Genomic DNA, 19,680 nt, shown 5'->3' with positions numbered 1-19,680 from the left:
ACGCCAATGGAGAATCCTGCTAAACGTGCGGAAGCGGCGATGGACGCCTATCGGAACCACTTCATCGGAGCTGGTGGACGTGCGGCGCGAAACGTCGCACATCGCTTCGAAGCCACCAATAACGGCGAGGGCTCCGTGATCGGCTTCCGTGGTCCGTATTTGCAGGCACTTGATGTTGCGAACTGGAGCACAACGTCTTGGCTCTCGTTTAGCAAGCGGGCAGGTATTCATCCGCTCGTCCGACTCGCGTTCGAGGACATCGGATTCCGCCGCCTCTACGACTTCCAAGAGCGGAGTGTCGAGACGATCCTCAACGGACAGAACACCGTCATCACGGCTGCGACTGGCCGAGGGAAGACCGAAGCGTGGCTCATCCCGATCCTCGACTACATCCTCAACGCGAATCAGGGAAAAGTAGATGAGAGCGCCCCGGACGATGTCAAAGCGGTTCTCACCTATCCGACGAAAGCCCTCGCCCAAGACCAGTTAAAACGCCTTATTCAGTACCTCTATCGGATCAACGCGGAACTTCCTACGAATGACCGCATCACCGTCGGAATCTACGACGGAGACACTCCGGGCAATATGTCCTCACGTGCCGAGGGCTACCTGAATGCGACGTTCAAGTACTTCGAATGCCCGGGCTACAACGACTCGCTCGAGAAATGCCAGAACTGCGGAAAGAGTGTTCACGTCCGAAACGCCAGCCAGCGCTACGAACTCGAACCTGAAAAGAAGCAGTGCATCGACGATGTTCCGTTGGACTTCCTCCGGTTGACGAAGAACGAGATCCTTGAGGAGGGCGTCGACATCCTCCTCACAAATCCAGACACGATCAACCTCAAACTTGTCAACACCAACGCGAGCGACGAACACGACGCATTCGTCTACGAACCACAGTTCTTCGTCTTCGACGAGGTTCACACCTACGACGGTCTCTTCGGGAGCTATACGGCGACGCTTACGAAGCGCATCCGCGCACTACGTGAGTCACGCGACATCGGCGCCCCGCAGGTGATTGCGAGTAGTGCTACAGTCGAGAACGACGTCGAACTGTTCCGCCGCATCAGTGGCGCAACGAACGTCGCGCACGTCGACGAGAACCCCCGCGAACTCGACCCACCACCACTCGACGACATACCCGAGGTCCTCTACGACGAGCCCATAACAGTCGCGCAGTTGCGTCGCGCGGTTCGTGGTGAGAGACCGTATCCGGCCCCGCTCGACTCTTTCGATCCATCCATCGACGACCCGGGTTCGATCGACAACGAGAGCCTCGACGAACTGCTCGGTGACGCACTCTTCGAGCATCTCACCTCGACGTCGAACGATTCGGTCATACACGCTGTACAGCATCTCCATCAAGAACTCGCCGAGGAACCGCGGACGCGCGAGGCATTCCTCGACGATCTCCGGACGGCACACTCGCTTACTGACTCACAGGCGGAGACTGCTCTCCAAAACTTCCGCACGCTCGGCGAGTACTCGGGCTTACTGGAGAACCGAAGCCACCTCTTCTCGTGGCCGCTCGACGGGTTCTACAGTTGTGCACAGTGCGCGGCCGTCTATCGTTCCCCACATGACTCGTGTGCGGAGTGTGACTCGGGCATCGTCACGCGTGCGACGTACTGCCGTCGGTGCGCTGAGGAAGCTCTTGTGGCGTGGTACTGTCCCGAGTGTGATCAACTCGAGTCCTATACGCCGTCCGAAGAGGGAAGCTTCGCCTCGCGAGATGAGCAGTATTGTGGACGGTGTGAGGCCGCACGCGATGACGAGGTGCGTCTGCTTCGAGTGTCGTTCACGCCCGAACTGGAGTGTCAGTCCTGTGGCGCTGTGGAAGAGCGCAGCGTCATTGAGACCTGCACATGTGATGCGGCGATGACGCGTACCTCTGTCAACGAGTGGACGTGCACGAACCCACAATGTGGCCGAGCGAAATCCGCTGACTCAGGGTGTTCCGCCTGCGGTTCCGAGCAACGCGTCCTCCGACGGAGTGACGCGGCCGTCGAGTGTCGGTCCTGTGGGCAGGCGTACGATGCCACAGACATCCCACGCCAGTGCGCGTGTGGGCATTCGGTCGAGAACACCCGGCTCATCCCTTGGATATGTGTCCGCGGGGGATGTACGCGCGACTATCACGCGCCGTCTCCCCCGACGGAGTGTGAGTGTGGTACGGAGGTGTTCGTCAAGAAGGGGCTCTTTGAGGTGTTCGAGAATGACCACTGTACTGAGTGCGATACCGCCGTCCTCTCTGGGTCATCCTGCCAGTGTGACGATCCGGAGCACCAACAGCAGGCCGACGCCTTTCAGTCCTATCAGACGATCACTAACGGCGGACGCATCGTTCCGGTTCGCGACCATACGTCAGTCGTTCCGTGTCGTCATCAGCGACTCGGGTATCGGATCGGACAGCGCTACGACGAGTTGGTCCGCAGCCCGAACAACATCGCCGTCACGACCTCTCAGTACTTGCTCCGCGGGGTCGCGGACGATGAGGACTACTCGTCGGCGAAGATGTTGTCGTTCGCCGACTCCCATCGCGACATGAAGGAACTCGGACGGGACTTCAACGAACCGGAAGTTGAGACACTCCTCGATCAAGCACTCGTCGAAGCGATTCGTACTGCCGACGACTCGTGGCTGACGCTCGATAACGTGCTCACGGAATCGTTGGCGTGCATCGACATCCTTCACGACGAACTCAGTCCACCCCGTGCCCTCCAGGACGTCTCGTTCGACTTGAAGGAGCATCTCGTCGACCGCTCTCGCCGGTTCATGGATACCGAGGAGGCAATCCGGGACAGACTTAGTCGACGGGCGGTCCCACACAGTTACACGAAACGGTTCCGAGAGCGGGGTGGCTCGCTAGCTTCGGACGGCCTCGTCGACGTCCGCGTCGATCCGGGGGTACTCGCGGACCTCTCCGATGCCGAGCGTGACCTCCTCCGGGGCGTCGTCGAAACCGGGAACGGCTGTCCCGTCGGTTCACTCCCGGAGCGATTCGGAGACAGCACACGCGGCGACGTCATCGATGCGCTAATCAAGCGCGGCGTCCTTGACGGGGGAAGCGACGACTATCTTTCACTGAACCCGATGGTGCTTGAGTTGACGCTCGCAGGTGACGCCGACAGCATCCAGTACAATCCTGGGTCAGGCCGGTTCTCGCCGTCGTGGCTCAGCCAGCTCGGCGTCCAATCGCGTGACCTAGTCCCCTTCGACACCACACTCGAGGAGCGGGCCGACCCAACCAGTCCTCAGTTCCATCAACGGGCGTACCGCGCCGAGTACTCTCGGGCGCGAATCCTAATCGCAAAAGTCTATCTCGGGATGACGGACAAACGCGAGCGTCGCGAACTCGAGTATCTCTTCCGAGAGGGCAACTACCCTCACTTCCTCTCCTCAGGCCCAACGATGGAACTCGGTGTCGACATTGGTGACCTTGATGCGCTTCTCCTCTACGGGGTGCCGCCGAACATGAACGCGTACCTCCAGCGCGTCGGCCGCGCCGGTCGAAGTTCGCACTCCTCACTCGTCCACAGCGTCAGCCAGCGTAACCCGATTGACTACTACTACTACGAAGAACCGACGGACCTCATAAGCACAGATCCGAAACCCGTCCCGCTCAACGAGCACAATGAGGAGGTCCTCCGTGTTTCACTCTCGTGGGCTGTGTTCGACTACGTCGCAGCGAACTTCGTTGTGCCCTGGGAGGTCGACGGCTGGGGTCCGAACGCCACTGTTTCAGGCGGGGACGACTTCGAACGTCGTGACACCGATACCGACGATTCCGACTACGGGAAGCTCACGCATCTAATGACGCTACCCGTCTCGAAACTTGGCCTTGCCACCGATGTCTCGAAACTCGCCGCGCTCGGAACGATTGTCAGCGACAACGAGCGACAGATTCGTGACTACTTGCGCTCCCTGCTTGCGTACCAGTACTGTACCGACTGTAGCGCGAAATACGATCGCTCGGACACTGTCGACACCTGTCGTGTGGACGGATGCAATGGCCGAATCCTCGACGCGCAGGTGGAGTTCGGCGACATCGTCGACGAGGCGGTGGCGTCTTTCCAAGACCGCTATCTCAACCAGTATCGGACGTACCGCAACCGGCTCATCGAGGAACAGCAGGCGCTGAGCCAGGAGCGGACGACCCTCCGTCGAGAGAAACGGCGTGCTCGACGTGATGAGGCGACGCGGCTTCGCCGTCGCGAGAGCGCGGTTGCAGAACGTATCCGTGCACTTCAGGACCACCTCGACACGCTCGAGCGACAACCCTATTCAGACTTCCTCCAGAACGCACGCACCAGTAAGTTCGCGTTCACCATGCGGAACGTCTCGAACAACGTCGGACTAACGCTAGTCACCGAAAAGGACGGCGCGTACACTCGTCGCGATGTCGGTGGTAATTACGGTGGACGGAACGTCCGCATGGCCATTCAGGAACTCTACCCCGCAGCGGCGTACCTCGACGACGGCGAGACATACGTCGTCAGTCACCTTCGAACAGACGACTTCGATTCCTCAACACTCCGCGAGCAAGTCGTGGACGCCGATACCGATGCCGACCACCTCGCCGAGGAGAAGGTCTGCAGTGCGTGCCACACGTCGCACCCCCTCACCACGTCCGAGTGCCCCTGTGACCACGACGCCCCGCTCAAACGCCGTCGACTCGTCGCGATGGACAGCGTCGAAGCCCACCGCGACGATCTCCGCATGAGCAAGGATGGTGAGCCAGCCCGCAAACTCTACCAGAAGCCGGCAGAGGAAGTACAGAACACCTATGCGGAACGCGAGACGTCCATTTTGGAATTTGAACCGATTGAGTCTTTCCGCGTTCACGATGGAGACGGCGCTCCGATTGGGTCGCTTGAGTATGGGGATTACACCGTTCTCACGCACACCCAGAGTTACCGCGCGAAATACAAGAACGGCGAGACCGATCCACGCCAGACTCTCTTCGAGGTCTGTGGCGAGGGGAACTGCACAGGCATAATCTATCGTGACGACGAGGGGCACGCGCAGTGCTCCGCGGATCCCGAACATAGTCCGAATCGACGCGGTGCCGACTCTGAGTACGTCCGCCTTGGGTACTCCTACGAGACGAGTGGCATCCGTGTCTCACTCGACGACACCGAGCAGTCGCATACATTTGTTCACGGCCTCCGCGTCGCGCTTCAGTCGCTCGGCGGAGTAAATATCAGGGAGCTCAACGAAACGACGGCCGACGACCATGTCGATCTGCTTGACGCTCAGGAAGGTGGTGCGAACATCGCCAAACTCCTCGTCGAACGCGATTCTGGTGACTTCCGGAACTTCCAGTACGCGATGGAACTGGTCCGTGACCACTTCGTCTGCGACTGTGAGGACGGCTGTCCATTGTGCCTCTACCAGTACGGCTGTGACGAACACAACCAGCCACGGTCGTTCGCTCGCGGCAGCGTTCTCGACTACTTCAAGCTCGGACTGCCGACGATTGCACCGGTCGATACAATTACCACCGATTCGCCAGCTACTGACCCATGACCCACAACACACTTGAGCATGCTGAAGACCTGAAGCGCACATATGGCGACCACTACGTCGCCAGCCAAAACACCGCGACGCTCAAAGACATCATCTCGCGCTACGAGGGCGGGACAGAGCAGTCGCTCCACGATCGACTTCCCGAATTCATGCGGACGCGCGGTCCATTCCTCCAGGCCCTCAATCTGCCACGGCAGAGTGACACTCCGTGGCCAGCGTTCGCCGAAACCCGGCCGTCAATCGCCGACGACGCGCCTGACGGCCTCCACGACGATATCGTTCGGACGTTCTCTGAGGCTGGCTTCGAGCGCCTCTACGCGTTCCAAGAGGACACAGCGGACGCGATACTCGCCGACGACCACACCCTCGTCACCGCCGGGACCGGTCGCGGCAAGACCGAGAGTTGGCTCATCCCCATTCTCCAGTACATCTGTGAGGCGAAAGCTGGCTACCACGACGCCGATCCGCAGAGCGTCAAGTGTGTCCTCACCTATCCGACGAAAGCGCTTGCACAGGATCAACTGAAGCGCCTCATCGGGTACCTCTCTACGCTCAACGAGACGCGAACCGGTACCGACCGGATCACCGTCGGCATCTTCGACGGTGACACCCCGCACAACGACCCGGACGCTTACTCGTATCTCGACACCTCGTTCAAGTACTTCGAGTGTCCATGCAGCAACTGCTCGTCCTCACTAACGGTCGAACGGACCGAGGACGGCTATCGTGTCACACACGATTCGGCCACCGAAATGGACGTCGACCTCGACTTCATCGAACTCACGCGCGAGGAAATCGTCGACGCTGAAGTCGACATCCTCCTCACCAACCCAGACACCGTCAACTATCGTTTGTTCAATATCAACGAGCAAGACGAACAGGCCGTGTTCGTCACGGAGCCGAAGTATGTCGTCTTCGACGAGATCCACGAGTACTCCGAACTCTTCGGTTCGTTCACCGCGACACTCATGCGGCGCTATCTCCGCTCTCGTCGTTCACTACTCGGACTCAATGATGACGTGGACGACGATCTCCGACTCGTCGGCGCCAGCGCGACCGTCGAGAACAAGCGTGCAATCTTCCAGCGCATCAACCCCTTCACAGACGCGGACATCACCGTTGTCGAAGAGGACCCACGGACGCTTGAGTGCCAATTCCCCGATGACCTCCCTGCCCCGCTCGTTGAACGCACCGCCGACCCGGGTCTTCTCGCCGATACGTCTTCGAAGTGGACGCCCGCCGAATCCTTAGTCGCAGATGTTATCGGGGAACTCCCCAGTAATGCTGATTCTGGCGAACGACGGCGCATCGCCGGCGACCGACTCTACGACACCCTCCTCGACGAGCGCGGCGACGACCTCGACATCGTCCGCGCGCTCTATACGACGCTTCACGAGGAGGCGCAGCGTCCTGCGGACCTTCGCGAGACGCTCTCGGAGACGTACGACCTCACCGATGACCAGGCTGGCCGACTCGTCGATAACTTCGTCACGCTCGGTCAGCTATCCGGTGTCCTCGAGAGTCGGGCTCACCTCTTCAGTTGGCCGCTCGACGGCTACTACACCTGCGTGAACTGTGCCGCCGTCTACGACACGCCGCAGTCAGAGTGCACTCAGTGCGGCCATCACTTCGTTACAAAACTCGCTTACTGCAACCACTGCGGTGAGGAGGCGCTCGAGTCCTGGTTCTGCCCGGACTGCGAACGGCTCTCCCCACTCAACGTCACGTCTGGTGAGGGCCGCTTCGAGTACTTCCAAGACCATACGTGCAGTTGCGGAACGGAGACGATCCGGACGGTCTGGCGCCCCTACTACGAGTGTTCTGGGTGTTGGAATCAACAGAAGATCGACCGGATTACTCACTGTCCGGACTGCGACACCGCCATGGTCCTCAGCGACGATCAGGACGACCTCGTCTGTCGGAACCCCGAGTGTGACATCACACAGGAGACCGGGACGGAGGTTGTTTGTGAGAACTGCCACTCAAACGACCTCGAACCGCTCAGCGACGATTCGGTGCTTTACTGTGAGGACTGCGGCGACGCCCACGAACAGGAGGCCGGCCACCAGTGCAGTTGCGGAGGGATGCTCCGTCCGAAGCGCTATCTCGGTTGGTCGTGCAGCGACCCTGATTGTGATGCAGTCTATTTCGGCGAACCGCCCAACACCTGTGATTGTGGGAAACGGCGATTCGCGCGCACTGGTTTGCTCGACATCAATGCAATTGACCACTGCTCGAACTGCGACACCGATCTCCTGCTGGGTGCTGAGTGTCGCTGTGATGACCCTGCGATCTCGCCGACAGTTCGCGGGTTCCGCGAGTACAAACTTGTCGACGAACTCGGCCAGATTCGAAAACCTTCGTCGTTCCACGGTGCCGTTCCCTGCTACGACCCCCGGAAGACCTACCGGAAGTCATCGCGCTACGAGTCGATGATCCGCGGCCCCGGGAACACCGCTGTCACGACCGCGCAGTACTTCCTTCGTGAGATCGCGGACGTCAACGAACCTGACTCGTTCCGGGAGGCGAAGATGCTCTCATTCGCTGACAGCCAGTCGGACATGAAAGAACTCAACCGGAACTTCACCGAACCTGAGCAGACGCTCTTCGTCACACAACTCGTCGTTGACACACTCGATGAGGCTGACGACAACTGGGTCTCGCTCGCTGAACTCCAGTCCACAGTCATCAAACGTGCCGTGGAGTACGAGGATATGCTCACTGAGGGCGATGGTGGGCTACTGGAAGCTATGACGGGCTATCGGCAGTCCGTCGAGGACTTCCTGAAGGAGGAAGTCGCGGCACGCGTCCTTCGCGGGCGCTACAACAACCGCTGGCGAAGTCGTGACCATCTTCCCTCCGATGGCCTACTTGATGTCAGCCTTGACATCGACTTGAGCGACTTCGATTCGGGTGAGATGGCCGTCATCGAGGCCTTGAACGGGCAGAGCAAGCAGTACGTCGAATCGCTCAGTGACGATATCGAGGATGCGGGTCGACACGTCGAATCCCTCATCGATCAGGACGTCCTCCGTCGCATCGAGACCGACTCCGGATATCTCATCGGATTTGACGAATCCTGTGTTTGCTGCACGACCGTCGACGCGGAGACGCCAATAACGTACGTTCCCGCAACGGAGTCGTTCTACTCGACGCTCGATGAGGTCTTCGCTGACCACGGCCCAGACCTCGACACGGTCACGTTCAGCGCTGATTACGAGGCCCGTAGCGAGTTCACGCACCCTCACTTCGACCTCACAGCCTACCGCGTGAACTATTCGGACCCCCTACTGCTCGTCTCCCGTGCCTACTTCGGGCTCACAGAGAAGGACGAACGCCGCCGTATCGAGTATCAGTTCCGGGAGGGTCGCTACCCCAACTTCCTCTCTTCTGGACCGGCGATGGAAGTTGGGATGGACATCGGTGACCTCGATGCGCTCCTCCTCTACGGTACCCCGCCAAACACGAACTCGTACCTCCAACGGATCGGTCGAGCAGGCCGACAGTCCGGGTCGTCACTCGTCCACTCGATCAGTCAGCGAAACCCGATCGACTACTACTACTACGAACAGCCGAACGAACTCATTCAGGCTAAACCCCAGCCTGTCCCACTCAACGAGACGAACGAAGAGGTGCTTCGTATCTCGCTGACGTGGGCAATCCTCGACTATTTCGCCGCCGAATGCTGGATTCCGTGGCGTCGCGAGAGCAGCGATGTCGTTGACGAACTCTATTGTGAGGACGATCTCGTCCCACGGAGTGAACCGCGGCCAAATGACATCGTGACCTTCACCGCACTTCTCGCGAGCGAGAACGATGCGATCCAGTTCGTCGACGAGGAAGCCCCTCTCCAGACGCTCAAGGTAGCGTACGAGGAACATCGAACCGAAGTACGCGACTGGCTTGAGGACATTCTCGGCTTCAGTTACTGTCGTGATTGCGGTCGGAAGCACGAGGCCGGCTACGAGGGTCCGTGTAGTCGTCCGGAGTGCGACGGCCGTGTCGTCTCTGCGGTCAACGCACACGAGGACGTCATAGAGGAGGCGATGACGACATTCGTCGACGAGTTCGTCGAGAGCTACTTCGATTTTGAGGACGACATCCTCAACGAACTCGATAAGGTCCAAACACAGCTCAACGAACTCAATCTGGAGTCACGTGGCCGGCGAAACCGCCGCCGACAGAACTCGAATGATCGCGTTGAACAGCGCGACGAGCGTGATCGACTACAGAGTCGGAGCGCAAATCTAAACCAGTATTTGGACCGACTTGCACGGATGGATTACGGGTCGTTCCTCGAAGAGCACAGCACCACGCCGTTCAGTCTCCGCTCCGTCGAGGATACAGTAGAATACGAACTTATCGGTGAAGACTTCGAGTCTGTGACCGCCGACTTGCACTCTCGGCCAATCAGGATTGCGCTCTCCGAACTCCATCCCGGTGCCGCCTATCTCCATTCGGACAATCAGCGCTACGTCGTCACCGGCGTACGCGCCCACTCCTATCAGACTTCTCAACTCGAGAGCACCGCCGCGATCTGTCCGACGTGCGGCGCCGAATACGACCTTGGTGAGGGCCCCTGCGAGGAGTGCGGCTCCGACCTCAAGCGCCTGAAGACGATCGTCCCCGAGCGCGTCACCGCGTACAAGTCCGACCTCGTACTCGGTCAACTGCCGAACGGCGACCCCCTCCTCCCGACTCGGCTGTACCAGTCGGATTCCGAGGTGCAGGACACCTACGCACCTACTGAAACGAATGTGACTGCGTTCGACCCCGAACCAGAGAGAGCGTTCGCCATCACGACCGACGACGGTGACTCTGTAGGACGGTTCGATTACGGAGATGTCACCATCAACTCGTCCGTCCGTCAGTTCAAAGCTCACTACGTTGGTGGCGGGTCAGATCCGCTACCGAACGTCTTCGAACTCTGTGGAAAGGAAAACTGTGATGGGGTCATCGCACGCGACGACGAGACGGCTTACTGTATGCGTCATCCCGAACACTCGACTGAGAACACGGACGTCGTCCGCCTCGCAACCGAGTTCGACACGAAGGCTGTCCGTATCCAGTTCGACGACGAAGACCTGGAGCACGCCTTCTCGCACGGAGTCCGAATGGCGCTTCAGTACATTGGCGGCGTCGGCGTTCGGGCCGTCCCCGAATCGCTCGGTGAGGACGGAACCTACATCTTCGACAACGAAACTGGCGGTAGCGGTGTCACCGTCCTCCTAACGATGGGGTCCGGTAACACGCGGGAGAAATTCGACACTGCAATCAGCCTCATCGAAGACGCATTCGAATGTAGCTGTGACAATGGCTGTCCGTTCTGCATCTACCAGTACGGTTGTGAGAATCAGAACGACCCTGAGACAATCGCGAAAGAAGACCTCATGGCGCTCATCGACGCAGGATTGACACTCACTCAGCGCGAGATCGAGGCGGACGATGACGAATAGCCTCCCTGCCGAGGTCGCCGACATCCGTACTCGCTCCCCAGAATCCCTCTGGGGCGTCTCAGCCGAGAGTATCTACCTCGCCGTCTGCGCCGTCGCAACCGATACCAACCTCACGTACGCACTCAGACCACATCATATCGCTACCGTCTTCCAGACGAACGATGAGCGCGCTCCTGAAACCATTGCTGATGTACATCTGTTCCTCCTCACCAAACTCGGACTCGTTACTGATACCCACGAACTGACCGACTGCGGACGGTTCGTCTTGGCGAGCGAACGACCCGCTGATGCTGTTCGCCTCGTCGCCACTCGACGCCTACCGCGTATCCAACAACTACTCCGTGAGTTCGCCACCATCGATACGGATCGCCTCCCACGAAGTGAACTCGACACGCTCGTCCGTGACGCGGAAGACGAGGTCTTCATTGCACCACTCCTCTCCTCACTTGCGTTCATCAGCCTCTATCCGGAAGGTGTCATCCTCAACCGTGAGACGATTACCCAGACGGTCGACCGACTTGAACGGCACACGAAACGCCCGAACACGGCAATCACGCTCATCACCGCGCTCACGGCACTCGACAACTCTCGTCTCATCGCCCGCGTCGCGACAACCTACACTAACACGACTATCACACCAGCGGATGTCGACCAGACGGCCCCACTCGACGCACTTGCCACCATTGAGCTCGACTCACCAGAACGAACCCCGGTTGCCGAACTTACCAACGCGATCGAAGACACCCGACTCGCCGTTGCCCACCACGCAGAAATCTTCGAGACCGCTCTCGACCCAGAGGACCACTCTGTCGAATGCGACGACGCGACCGTCGATAGCGACCTCGTCAAGGACGTGTTTCCAGACGATCCGTCCCGCGAGGCTGTCACGGAGACACTCGACCTCATCGCCACGATTCACACTCATCCCACCCTCCACTCGATCGCTCTCTCTTCACTCACCGATACCCTGGATCTCGATCCCTACCCACTCTACCGTACTATCTCCAACCTTCCGGGTGTCGACTGTTCGCTCCGAGATGATCTCCTCATAACCTTCGACGCTGTTCCGTCCGCCCCGGAGGGGACTGATCGCTACGACGGCTTCCGCGATGATCTCTTCGACGCACTCCACACGCGACTCTCGTGGTTCGACGCTCTCACCGATGTCACGCTCAGGGAAGCACCGCGAATGAGGGAAAACATCATCGAATCACTCGTCATGGGTGTTGACGACGATCTTGTTGCCCCGACATACTTCGTCTATACCCTCCCGGACCCAGAAGCTCTCGGGAAGGAACGCATGGAGCAGTACGTCGACGACCAGCCCGCACTACGACGAGAACGTGCGCGCTTGAAACGCTGGAAGGACCAGCGGGATAACGATCTGCGCCGCTTTACCGAAATGACGGATCGCCTCTTCACACGAGGCCAAGAGCGTGACCTTGACGAACGCGTCGTCCGCATCATGACACCATACGATGACGACACTTTCTCCGAGTACACCTCACAGCTCCGGAGTCTCCTCCGGGACGGCTACGAACTTCGCCTCCTCACTCGGCACACGAAACGTCGATGGGAGTGGGAACGACTCCGCGACAATCTCCTCGGCGATCTCGAGGAGAACCGCGAGAATGTCACTATCCGGACGTACTCCCGATACAAGAAATATCAGCGGATCACAAGCGAGACGGACGAAACTGACCTCGCTGAGTTTGGCATCCATGCAAAACTTCAGACCATTGGACACGCAACTGAGGGTGCCGCACTCCTCGGTTCGGCGAACTTCATGGAGAACAGCTACAACTGGAATCCCGAATGTGGGGTCTATACGGAGAACTCAAACTTCGTCGCCGCCGCAATCGACTTTTTCGACCACGTCTGGGAGCTCTCCGAGGCTGACGAAGTCGATCTCAGCAGTCTGCAGGAGATCCCTCGTCGCTCCTTCTACCCTTCCTACTACACGTAATTGCAGTAGACCGCAATTGAGGCTCCTAGCGGTCATTTTTTTGAGGTGGTTCGATCGCTCACGTGGACGATTTAATAGTCGACCGAGAACGCTGTGATGCGGGCGTTGGGTTGTGCCTCTGACCGCCCGCTTTAACACCCCTAAGATTTCTATCGTCATTGAATTGAATATGATGTTAAGTCATCTGCATACCGACATCGTTTCTCTGGAAACAGTAGGGTGTATAGTTCGGATAGCAGCGGTTATCCGTACTTGTGACAGTAGTTTTCAAGCCATAATCTTCCTGTGTGAAATGCGTTTGTCGTTGTCTCCTTACGCCGTTATCGAATTATGTTGTTTTCGACATTGTAGAATTTTGCAAACCGTTAAGCGATACGAGAACGCCCGACTGGACAGAAACATTCTCGAAATCGTCAGCGAAGACGAACGCAAGCTGCGTGGGGAACTATTTGCCGAAGGGGACGACAATGGAATTGATTTCCAGTTACCACGGAGATGGCGAGGTGAAATACCGGCGAATCGCAGGAGACGACATTGCGGATGCAGGACAGGTGGTCGAGTCACAGGTCAGACACCCGGAACAGAATATCTGAACAAGTCAGTTCGACTGCTCGTTAAACCTCGGCAGTACAACAGCAAAAGCGGACTTACCGACGCTCGCTACTACCACGGAGGAATCCTTCCGCGGGAGTGTATGCTGAACTTCCATCGGATTGAGAAAGAGTAAATAATTGACTAATTTGACCGGTTACCCCTCTTACTCTCTATTTTTCCGTCCTCTATCTGCTGCATCATCCCAATCGACTTATCGAGGGAGACAATTTCATTCCTCGCCTGTCAGTAGAGTAGTTTATTAACTCTTTCCCAAGAATAAGACGAGCTATTACCCTCCACTTTTCTAATTTGTTCAAGAAGGATTCGACCACCCGGAAACTCATAGTGGATACACAATGTCCGAGTTCTGTTCACAAATAGTCGAGAGAATCCCCGAGAGGTCTCAAAAACTACACCACCAACCCAATCCCCAGGCAAGTCTTCATCATTTGGTTCAGGTTCAGGTTCGGGTGAGTATTTCATTGATTGTCTGTTTGTTAACTCTGCTCTGGCGATTATATCATCTCTGGTAGTTTAAACAATATCTGCTTTTTAGAGTGGCCCAACATCCACAGGGTCTACCTCTTGTGTAGAAGACACTCACTGACACGTCTCGGTTCATGAACAACCACTCAAGACGTGATAGTACACACTGGGTTGCTTCTGAGTCGTTTCATGGCGCGCCTGTCCAACACGTTGATTTCCCGCATACACTCCCGCCGAAAACGACGGCGTCCTGGGACGACATTTATCATCTAATATATTAATTGACGATCCGCGAAGCAAAACTGTAGGGGGACGCGTTCGACCAGTAACTTCTCCCGTACATTTTTCTGAACTGTCATCATTGACTGCCGCATGGATTCTGACTGCGTTCGTGGTGTATTACTGGGACTAGCGTGTGGGGATGCGCTTGGCAGGCCAGTAGAGTTCAGTTCTGCAGAACAAATCGCGGCCGAGCACGGCCGGCTTGACCAGATGATCGGGTACGGGACGTGGAACCAGCCTGCTGGGACGATTACGGATGATACGGAGCAAGCACTCTGCATCGCTCGGAGCCTCGTCGACCAAGGCGAATTCGACCCCACAGACGTCGCTGACCGATTCGTCGCGTGGTATGACAGTGGCCCATTCGACATTGGGGGCATGACGAGGCGTTCTCTCACCCGATTGTCTCGCGGTTCGACGTGGGAAGAAGCTGGTCGAGAAGTTTGGGAGGCAAGTTCGGAAGGGGCGAACGCTGGGAACGGGAGTGTGATGCGATGTCCTCCGCTTGCGATCCCGTACGCTGACGACTGGGACGCCCTCGTCGAAGTTAGTCGTCAGTCCTCGCAAATCACACACGCCGACCCGCGGTGCACGTGGGGATGTGCTGTGTTGAATCTCACAATCGCTGGTTTACTCGACGACGCTGATGCACCGCTGGAAGAAGCACTCGATTACGTCGCCAGCGACGCACCAGATGAACTTACTGACGCCCTTTCCCCAATCTCACGCGGTGAGTCAATCGACTCGCTGGAGACATCAGGGTACGTGATTCATTCGCTTCAAACGGCGCTTCACGATGCCCTCTACGCGGAGAATCTTGAGGACGCAATCGTGACTGCCGTCAACCGCGGCGGCGATACTGACACAATTGGCGCGATCGCTGGTGCAGTCGCCGGTGCCCGGTTTGGTGCGTCGGGACTACCAGACCACTGGTTGTCTGCGATTGACGAAGTCGACGAACTCCACTCGCTTTCAGAACAGCTCAGTAGTACAGTGTGAAACCTTGTACAACCCAGGTTTGTTTTGACACCCCCCGTTAGGTCGAAAAGTGATAGCCGCAATCCTGACACACGGTGACCAGTATTTGACTCTATATGATTCGATACGATCTGTTTTTTTCTCAGAATCGTTTCCAGAACTCAGGACTCCCACACCTGTTCGTACTGGCCGACGACTTTGAAATACGTCTCGTCGTCGACGACTGGGCGTGGTGTTGTCCCTCCATCGAATTCTGAGACGTGACCAAGGTGAACCGGAAGTAACCCATCAGACGGATCGTCCGTTTGACTCGTTACTAACAACCGGCGGTTCACTAGGCGACGTGCTGCTGTGTTTCCTTGCCGCTCGGTCTCAGTGACCCACGTATCGACTGCGTTCTGAATATCTCTTGCTCGTTCCCCGGAGAGGTCACCCGGTGAAACGTTACCCCACACGTGACCGAGTTCAGTGATGTACAGTCGACCTCCAGTGGGCCGATATGTTCGGTATCGTTCGACCAATTCATCGTGATCGAACGCTGAGGTGAAGTCGTAATCTTTCCACCGCCAGTGAAGTTCGTTATCCTCAGCTAACGACCATCGCTCTCCGTGGTGAAACGGCAGTCCAGACCAAATACGAACAGAACCGGTCTGCTTTGGAGGGTTCAGATTGACTTCCCCAAAGTCGAGTTCCCCAATGAGTTTACCCACGTATACCGGGATCCAACCTGACGACACTACCGCCTGGTCAACATTCACGTAGTCGTCGGCTTTGATCTTTGTTAGAACCTCCCCTCCTGCCGTGATACGAACGATCCCGTGTCCTCCTTTCTTCCCCAGCCCTCTCAGCACATCTCGAAGCCCCTCAGGAGGTCGTGCATGGATATTGAGGTCTCGTTGCTCCCACTTGATCGCCCCTTCGGGGAACTCGTCGCTCGTCACGAGACTGTATCGCGAACCACGATGCGCCGATGGCCACGGTTGCCCAGGCTCGATGGTCACAGACCTTCCACCAGGGAGTGGTACTGTGGTCTCCTCACGACTGTACGTCGCGGTCATACGACCCTCCAGAGATGTGTATTAGGTTCGATTTCCATATTCACTGATGTGTTCGGAAATTGTACTTTGTCAATTTGAATCATTTGTTTGTTCATTCACCTTTTTCTGAAGGTCACCGAACACGTCCCCATCTGCGTCTTCGCTTTCGTCGGCACCGAGGCGGCCGTACTCTCCTGCTTGCGGAGACCGGTCCGCACCACTCTCCGGAGATTCAGTCTCGTCCTCCTCGTCTGCGATCTCTGGCTTCGGAGTGGGTGATGACGACAACTCCTCAATCACGTCGAAGTCCCTGACTTGGGGTGGGATACTTGGTTCTTCTTCGACACGAGCGTCCATGTCGAACTCGCGTTCCTTCCCTCTCTCAAGCACGTCAGCGAGAAGACCATCAGAGACGCCAGCAATCCGGAGCCATTGCTCCAACTGGTCACCATTACACAGGAAAATCCCGTGTTCGTCAGCTAACTCTCGAGCATCTGCGTCGAAGGTGCCATTCGTGACCACGACGAAATCAGACGGTGCTCGCCCCTCCCGGGGTTTCGTGTTGCCGTCCACCATCGGACGCACCTCCTGAGCAGAAACTGAGCAACCAGATACGACAGAGACGGTACGGATTCCCACAGTGGTGTGCGAGCGATTCCAGTAGAGGTCGACGGCTGAGTCACGGACGTCAGACCGTCGAGTCCTCCCCTCGAAACGTTGGAGGACGACACCCAACACGCGAGCGAACTCGTCCGTCGAAAGATATTCGACGTCGTCGACGTCCGCACGTCGGTTTTCCATCGGTCTGGGTGACGAATCCGTCGACCGGGGTTGCGAGAGTTCCGTTTGACCGCTCTTCTCGTCTAGCTGTTCGAGGATTCCTTCGACCAAACACTTCACCCGTCGTTCGGACACAGACGAATGTTCCTTCTTGTGGATGAGGTCTATCAGTTTATACACTGGAACCGAGTCGTCGACTGCTCGTTCGACGGTCTTCCGGACCGACCCAGTGTCGTACCACTCTGGAGTCTGTCTGTTGCTCATTGTAACACCTCCACGATGCGGCGGATGAGTCCCCGTTTCCGTCTGTTGACCTCATTCCCGGCATCATCTAACACGACGAGCTCGTTCGCGCCGAACAGTGACTTGCCGTAGACGACCAGATACCGTGCATTCGTACTCGCTTCGACTGTCCTGAAGTCGTCTTGGATGGACTGAGGGACCGCTTGCTCGGACGCCGAACCCAGTGTTCGACAGGTTTCACAGCGACCCTGTTCTAGGGAAACCGGCGCATACGATTGCTCACACAGAGAGCACGTCTCTACGTGCTCCTTGGCGACGTATCCCGACTGGATTGGTGCTTCGACTGCATTCACCGAGATAACCGGCTTGTTGCACTCTACACACGTGTGGACGTGCTCGTCACACGCGACGATGTCGCCTCCGTGACCACCACCAGATAGGTGCCGTCGGCAGAACTCGTCCCCACCAACGTCGCACTGGCTTCGGTGATCGTGACACAGCTTGTCGCCACACGTTCCGCATTCGACGAGGTGAGACGGACAGTACGACACATCCTCTCCACACTCGACGCACGCTTCGGCGTGGTATACGCAGATGGTGTCTTCACAAACTGTACACGTCGAGACGTGAGAAACACAGACTGCTTCTTCGCCGACTGAACAGTGATCGATATGTTCTGTGCAGTGTGGTTCGTCGCAAACCCCACACAGGGCGACAGTATCTGTACAGAAGTGTTCTCCACAGTGGCCGCATGAAGACCTGTCTTCGGGGCAGAGCAGGTCTCCACAGTCGGCGCACGCCTCTAAATCAGACGTGCAGGTGACCTCACCACACGCGGCACAGGTCTCGTGGTCGTCTTCACAAACTCCGTGGCCGCACGTTTGGCACGTTTCGAGGTCGTCTGTGCACGTGACCTCACCGCAGACTTCGCAGGTCTCAGAATCTACTTTACAGACTTCGTGGCCGCATATGTGGCACGTTTGAGTATCCAACAAACAGAAGTCCTGGTCGCAGATTGCGCACGCTTTGGTATGGGACGGACACGTGAGGCCAGTACAAGCAGCACATTCCGTGAGGTATTCGTTTCCGGTGGTCTCCCCACAGTGACTGCACGTGGATCGATCGTCTGGGCAGAGTAAGTCACCAGAGTGAGCGCACGTTTCGAGATCATCAGTACACGTGACCTCACCACACGCGTCACAGACCTCGGCGTGTTCCTCACAAACCACTTGCCCACACGTGTGGCAGGTCCCAGCGTGTGATTCACAGCAGTAGTCGACACAGATAGAACAGGTACTGGTGTGAGATGGACACGTGAACTCAGTACAGGTCTCACACTCGGTGAGGAATACGTCACCAGTTGTCTCTCCGCAGTGGCTGCACTCAGAGCGGTCATCTGGGCAGAACAGTTCACCAGAGTACGTACACGCTTCGAGGTCGTCGGTGCACGTGACTTCGCCACAAGCCTCACACTTCTCGGAGTGGGTTTCACAGACTTCGTGGTCGCACGTGTTGCATTTTTCAAGGTCATCGTTACACGTGACGTCACCACACACTACACAGGTCTCAGAGTGGTCTTCACAAACCCCATGCTCACACGTTTGACATACCTCGACGTGAGATTCACAGAAGTCGTCGTCACAGATGATGCACGAATCAGCGTGATCCGGACACGCTGGTTCACTACAATCGGCACACGCTATGAGATGTCCGGACCCAACCAGTTCTTCGCACTGGCCACACGTTCCGACGTGGGCATCGCAGTAATTCGACCCCGAGTGTGAGCACTCGGTTGCGTGAGTCGGACAGAGAACGTCACCGCAGTCCTGACAGGTGATTTGATCTTCGGGACAGAGGAGATCACCACATGCAGAACATCCCTCAAGGTGGTCTTCACAGTGTCCAACCTCACAGACTGTGCAGTCTTCGAGGTGCTCCGTACAGTGGTAGCCATCACATGCGGGACACGGGGAGCAGTGGTCGTGACACCGAATAGAACCACACGTAAGGCAAGTCTCCCGATCTTCTGGACAAAGCGTGTCACCACATTTGGAACAGACTTCGAGATTCTCTATCCCGTGGTCATCGCCGTCAACTTCGCAAACGTCGATGTGTGTGGCACAGCGCCACTCGCTGTCAGTTGCACACTGGACAAGATGGTCGTAACAATGTACCTCACCACAGGTATGACAATCTGAACTGTCTTCCGGACAGATGAGCGTACCACACTCTCCACACGGTTCGACGTGTTCTTCGCCGTGGTAATCGCCACAGATAGTACACATGGCCGCGTGTGCGAGACATCGTGGTTCTCCGTCGGTAGTACACT

At 57.4% G+C, this 19,680-nt stretch carries 8 protein-coding genes; 6 read left to right on the top strand and 2 right to left on the bottom strand.

The genetic code is table 11. From position 1 onward, the window contains the following. Nucleotides 1-39 precede the first annotated feature (39 nt). The 4 genes from NDI65_RS19975 to NDI65_RS19960 all read left to right on the top strand — a co-directional run bounded on the left by NDI65_RS19975 (nucleotide 40) and on the right by NDI65_RS19960 (nucleotide 15,312). Complete coding sequence (locus tag NDI65_RS19975; RefSeq protein WP_310894161.1) at nucleotides 40-5,529, top strand: DEAD/DEAH box helicase; 5,490 nt, start codon at nucleotides 40-42, stop codon at nucleotides 5,527-5,529. Next, on the top strand, nucleotides 5,526-10,985 hold the full coding sequence (locus NDI65_RS19970) for a DEAD/DEAH box helicase (protein ID WP_310894160.1): 5,460 nt from the start codon (nucleotides 5,526-5,528) through the stop codon (nucleotides 10,983-10,985). The genes NDI65_RS19975 and NDI65_RS19970 overlap by 4 nt, the downstream gene beginning before the upstream one ends. Beyond that, a complete protein-coding gene (locus NDI65_RS19965; RefSeq protein WP_310894159.1) occupies nucleotides 10,975-12,951 on the top strand; it encodes a phospholipase D-like domain-containing protein in 1,977 nt (658 codons plus the stop codon). The genes NDI65_RS19970 and NDI65_RS19965 overlap by 11 nt, the downstream gene beginning before the upstream one ends. Before the next feature lie 1,452 nt (nucleotides 12,952-14,403). Further along, nucleotides 14,404-15,312, top strand: a complete 909-nt coding sequence (locus tag NDI65_RS19960; RefSeq protein WP_310894158.1) for an ADP-ribosylglycohydrolase family protein — start codon at nucleotides 14,404-14,406, stop codon at nucleotides 15,310-15,312. Between the two features lie 140 nt (nucleotides 15,313-15,452). Here the strand turns inward: NDI65_RS19960 and NDI65_RS19955 are convergent, their stop codons facing one another. Both NDI65_RS19955 and NDI65_RS19950 read right to left on the bottom strand, forming a co-directional pair. Further along, nucleotides 15,453-16,349, bottom strand: coding sequence for a hypothetical protein (locus NDI65_RS19955; protein ID WP_310894157.1), 897 nt, complete (start codon nucleotides 16,347-16,349; stop codon nucleotides 15,453-15,455). 69 nt (nucleotides 16,350-16,418) lie between these two features. Then, entirely contained in the window at nucleotides 16,419-17,372 is a 954-nt protein-coding gene (locus tag NDI65_RS19950; protein WP_275880852.1) for a restriction endonuclease, read from the bottom strand. Between the two features lie 1,280 nt (nucleotides 17,373-18,652). On the opposite strand from NDI65_RS19950, the gene NDI65_RS19945 reads away from it, so the two are divergent. Next, complete coding sequence (locus NDI65_RS19945) at nucleotides 18,653-19,135, top strand: hypothetical protein (RefSeq protein ID WP_275880853.1); 483 nt, start codon at nucleotides 18,653-18,655, stop codon at nucleotides 19,133-19,135. Between the two features lie 12 nt (nucleotides 19,136-19,147). Next, nucleotides 19,148-19,549, top strand: a complete 402-nt coding sequence (locus NDI65_RS19940; RefSeq protein ID WP_275880854.1) for a hypothetical protein — start codon at nucleotides 19,148-19,150, stop codon at nucleotides 19,547-19,549. Nucleotides 19,550-19,680 lie beyond the last annotated feature (131 nt).

It is taken from the genome of Haloferax sp. S2CR25, from assembly GCF_031624535.1.
GTDB lineage: Archaea > Halobacteriota > Halobacteria > Halobacteriales > Haloferacaceae > Haloferax > Haloferax massiliensis.
The sequence above is the reverse complement of the archived record's forward strand: the minus strand, read 5'-3'. Positions and strand labels throughout refer to the sequence as shown.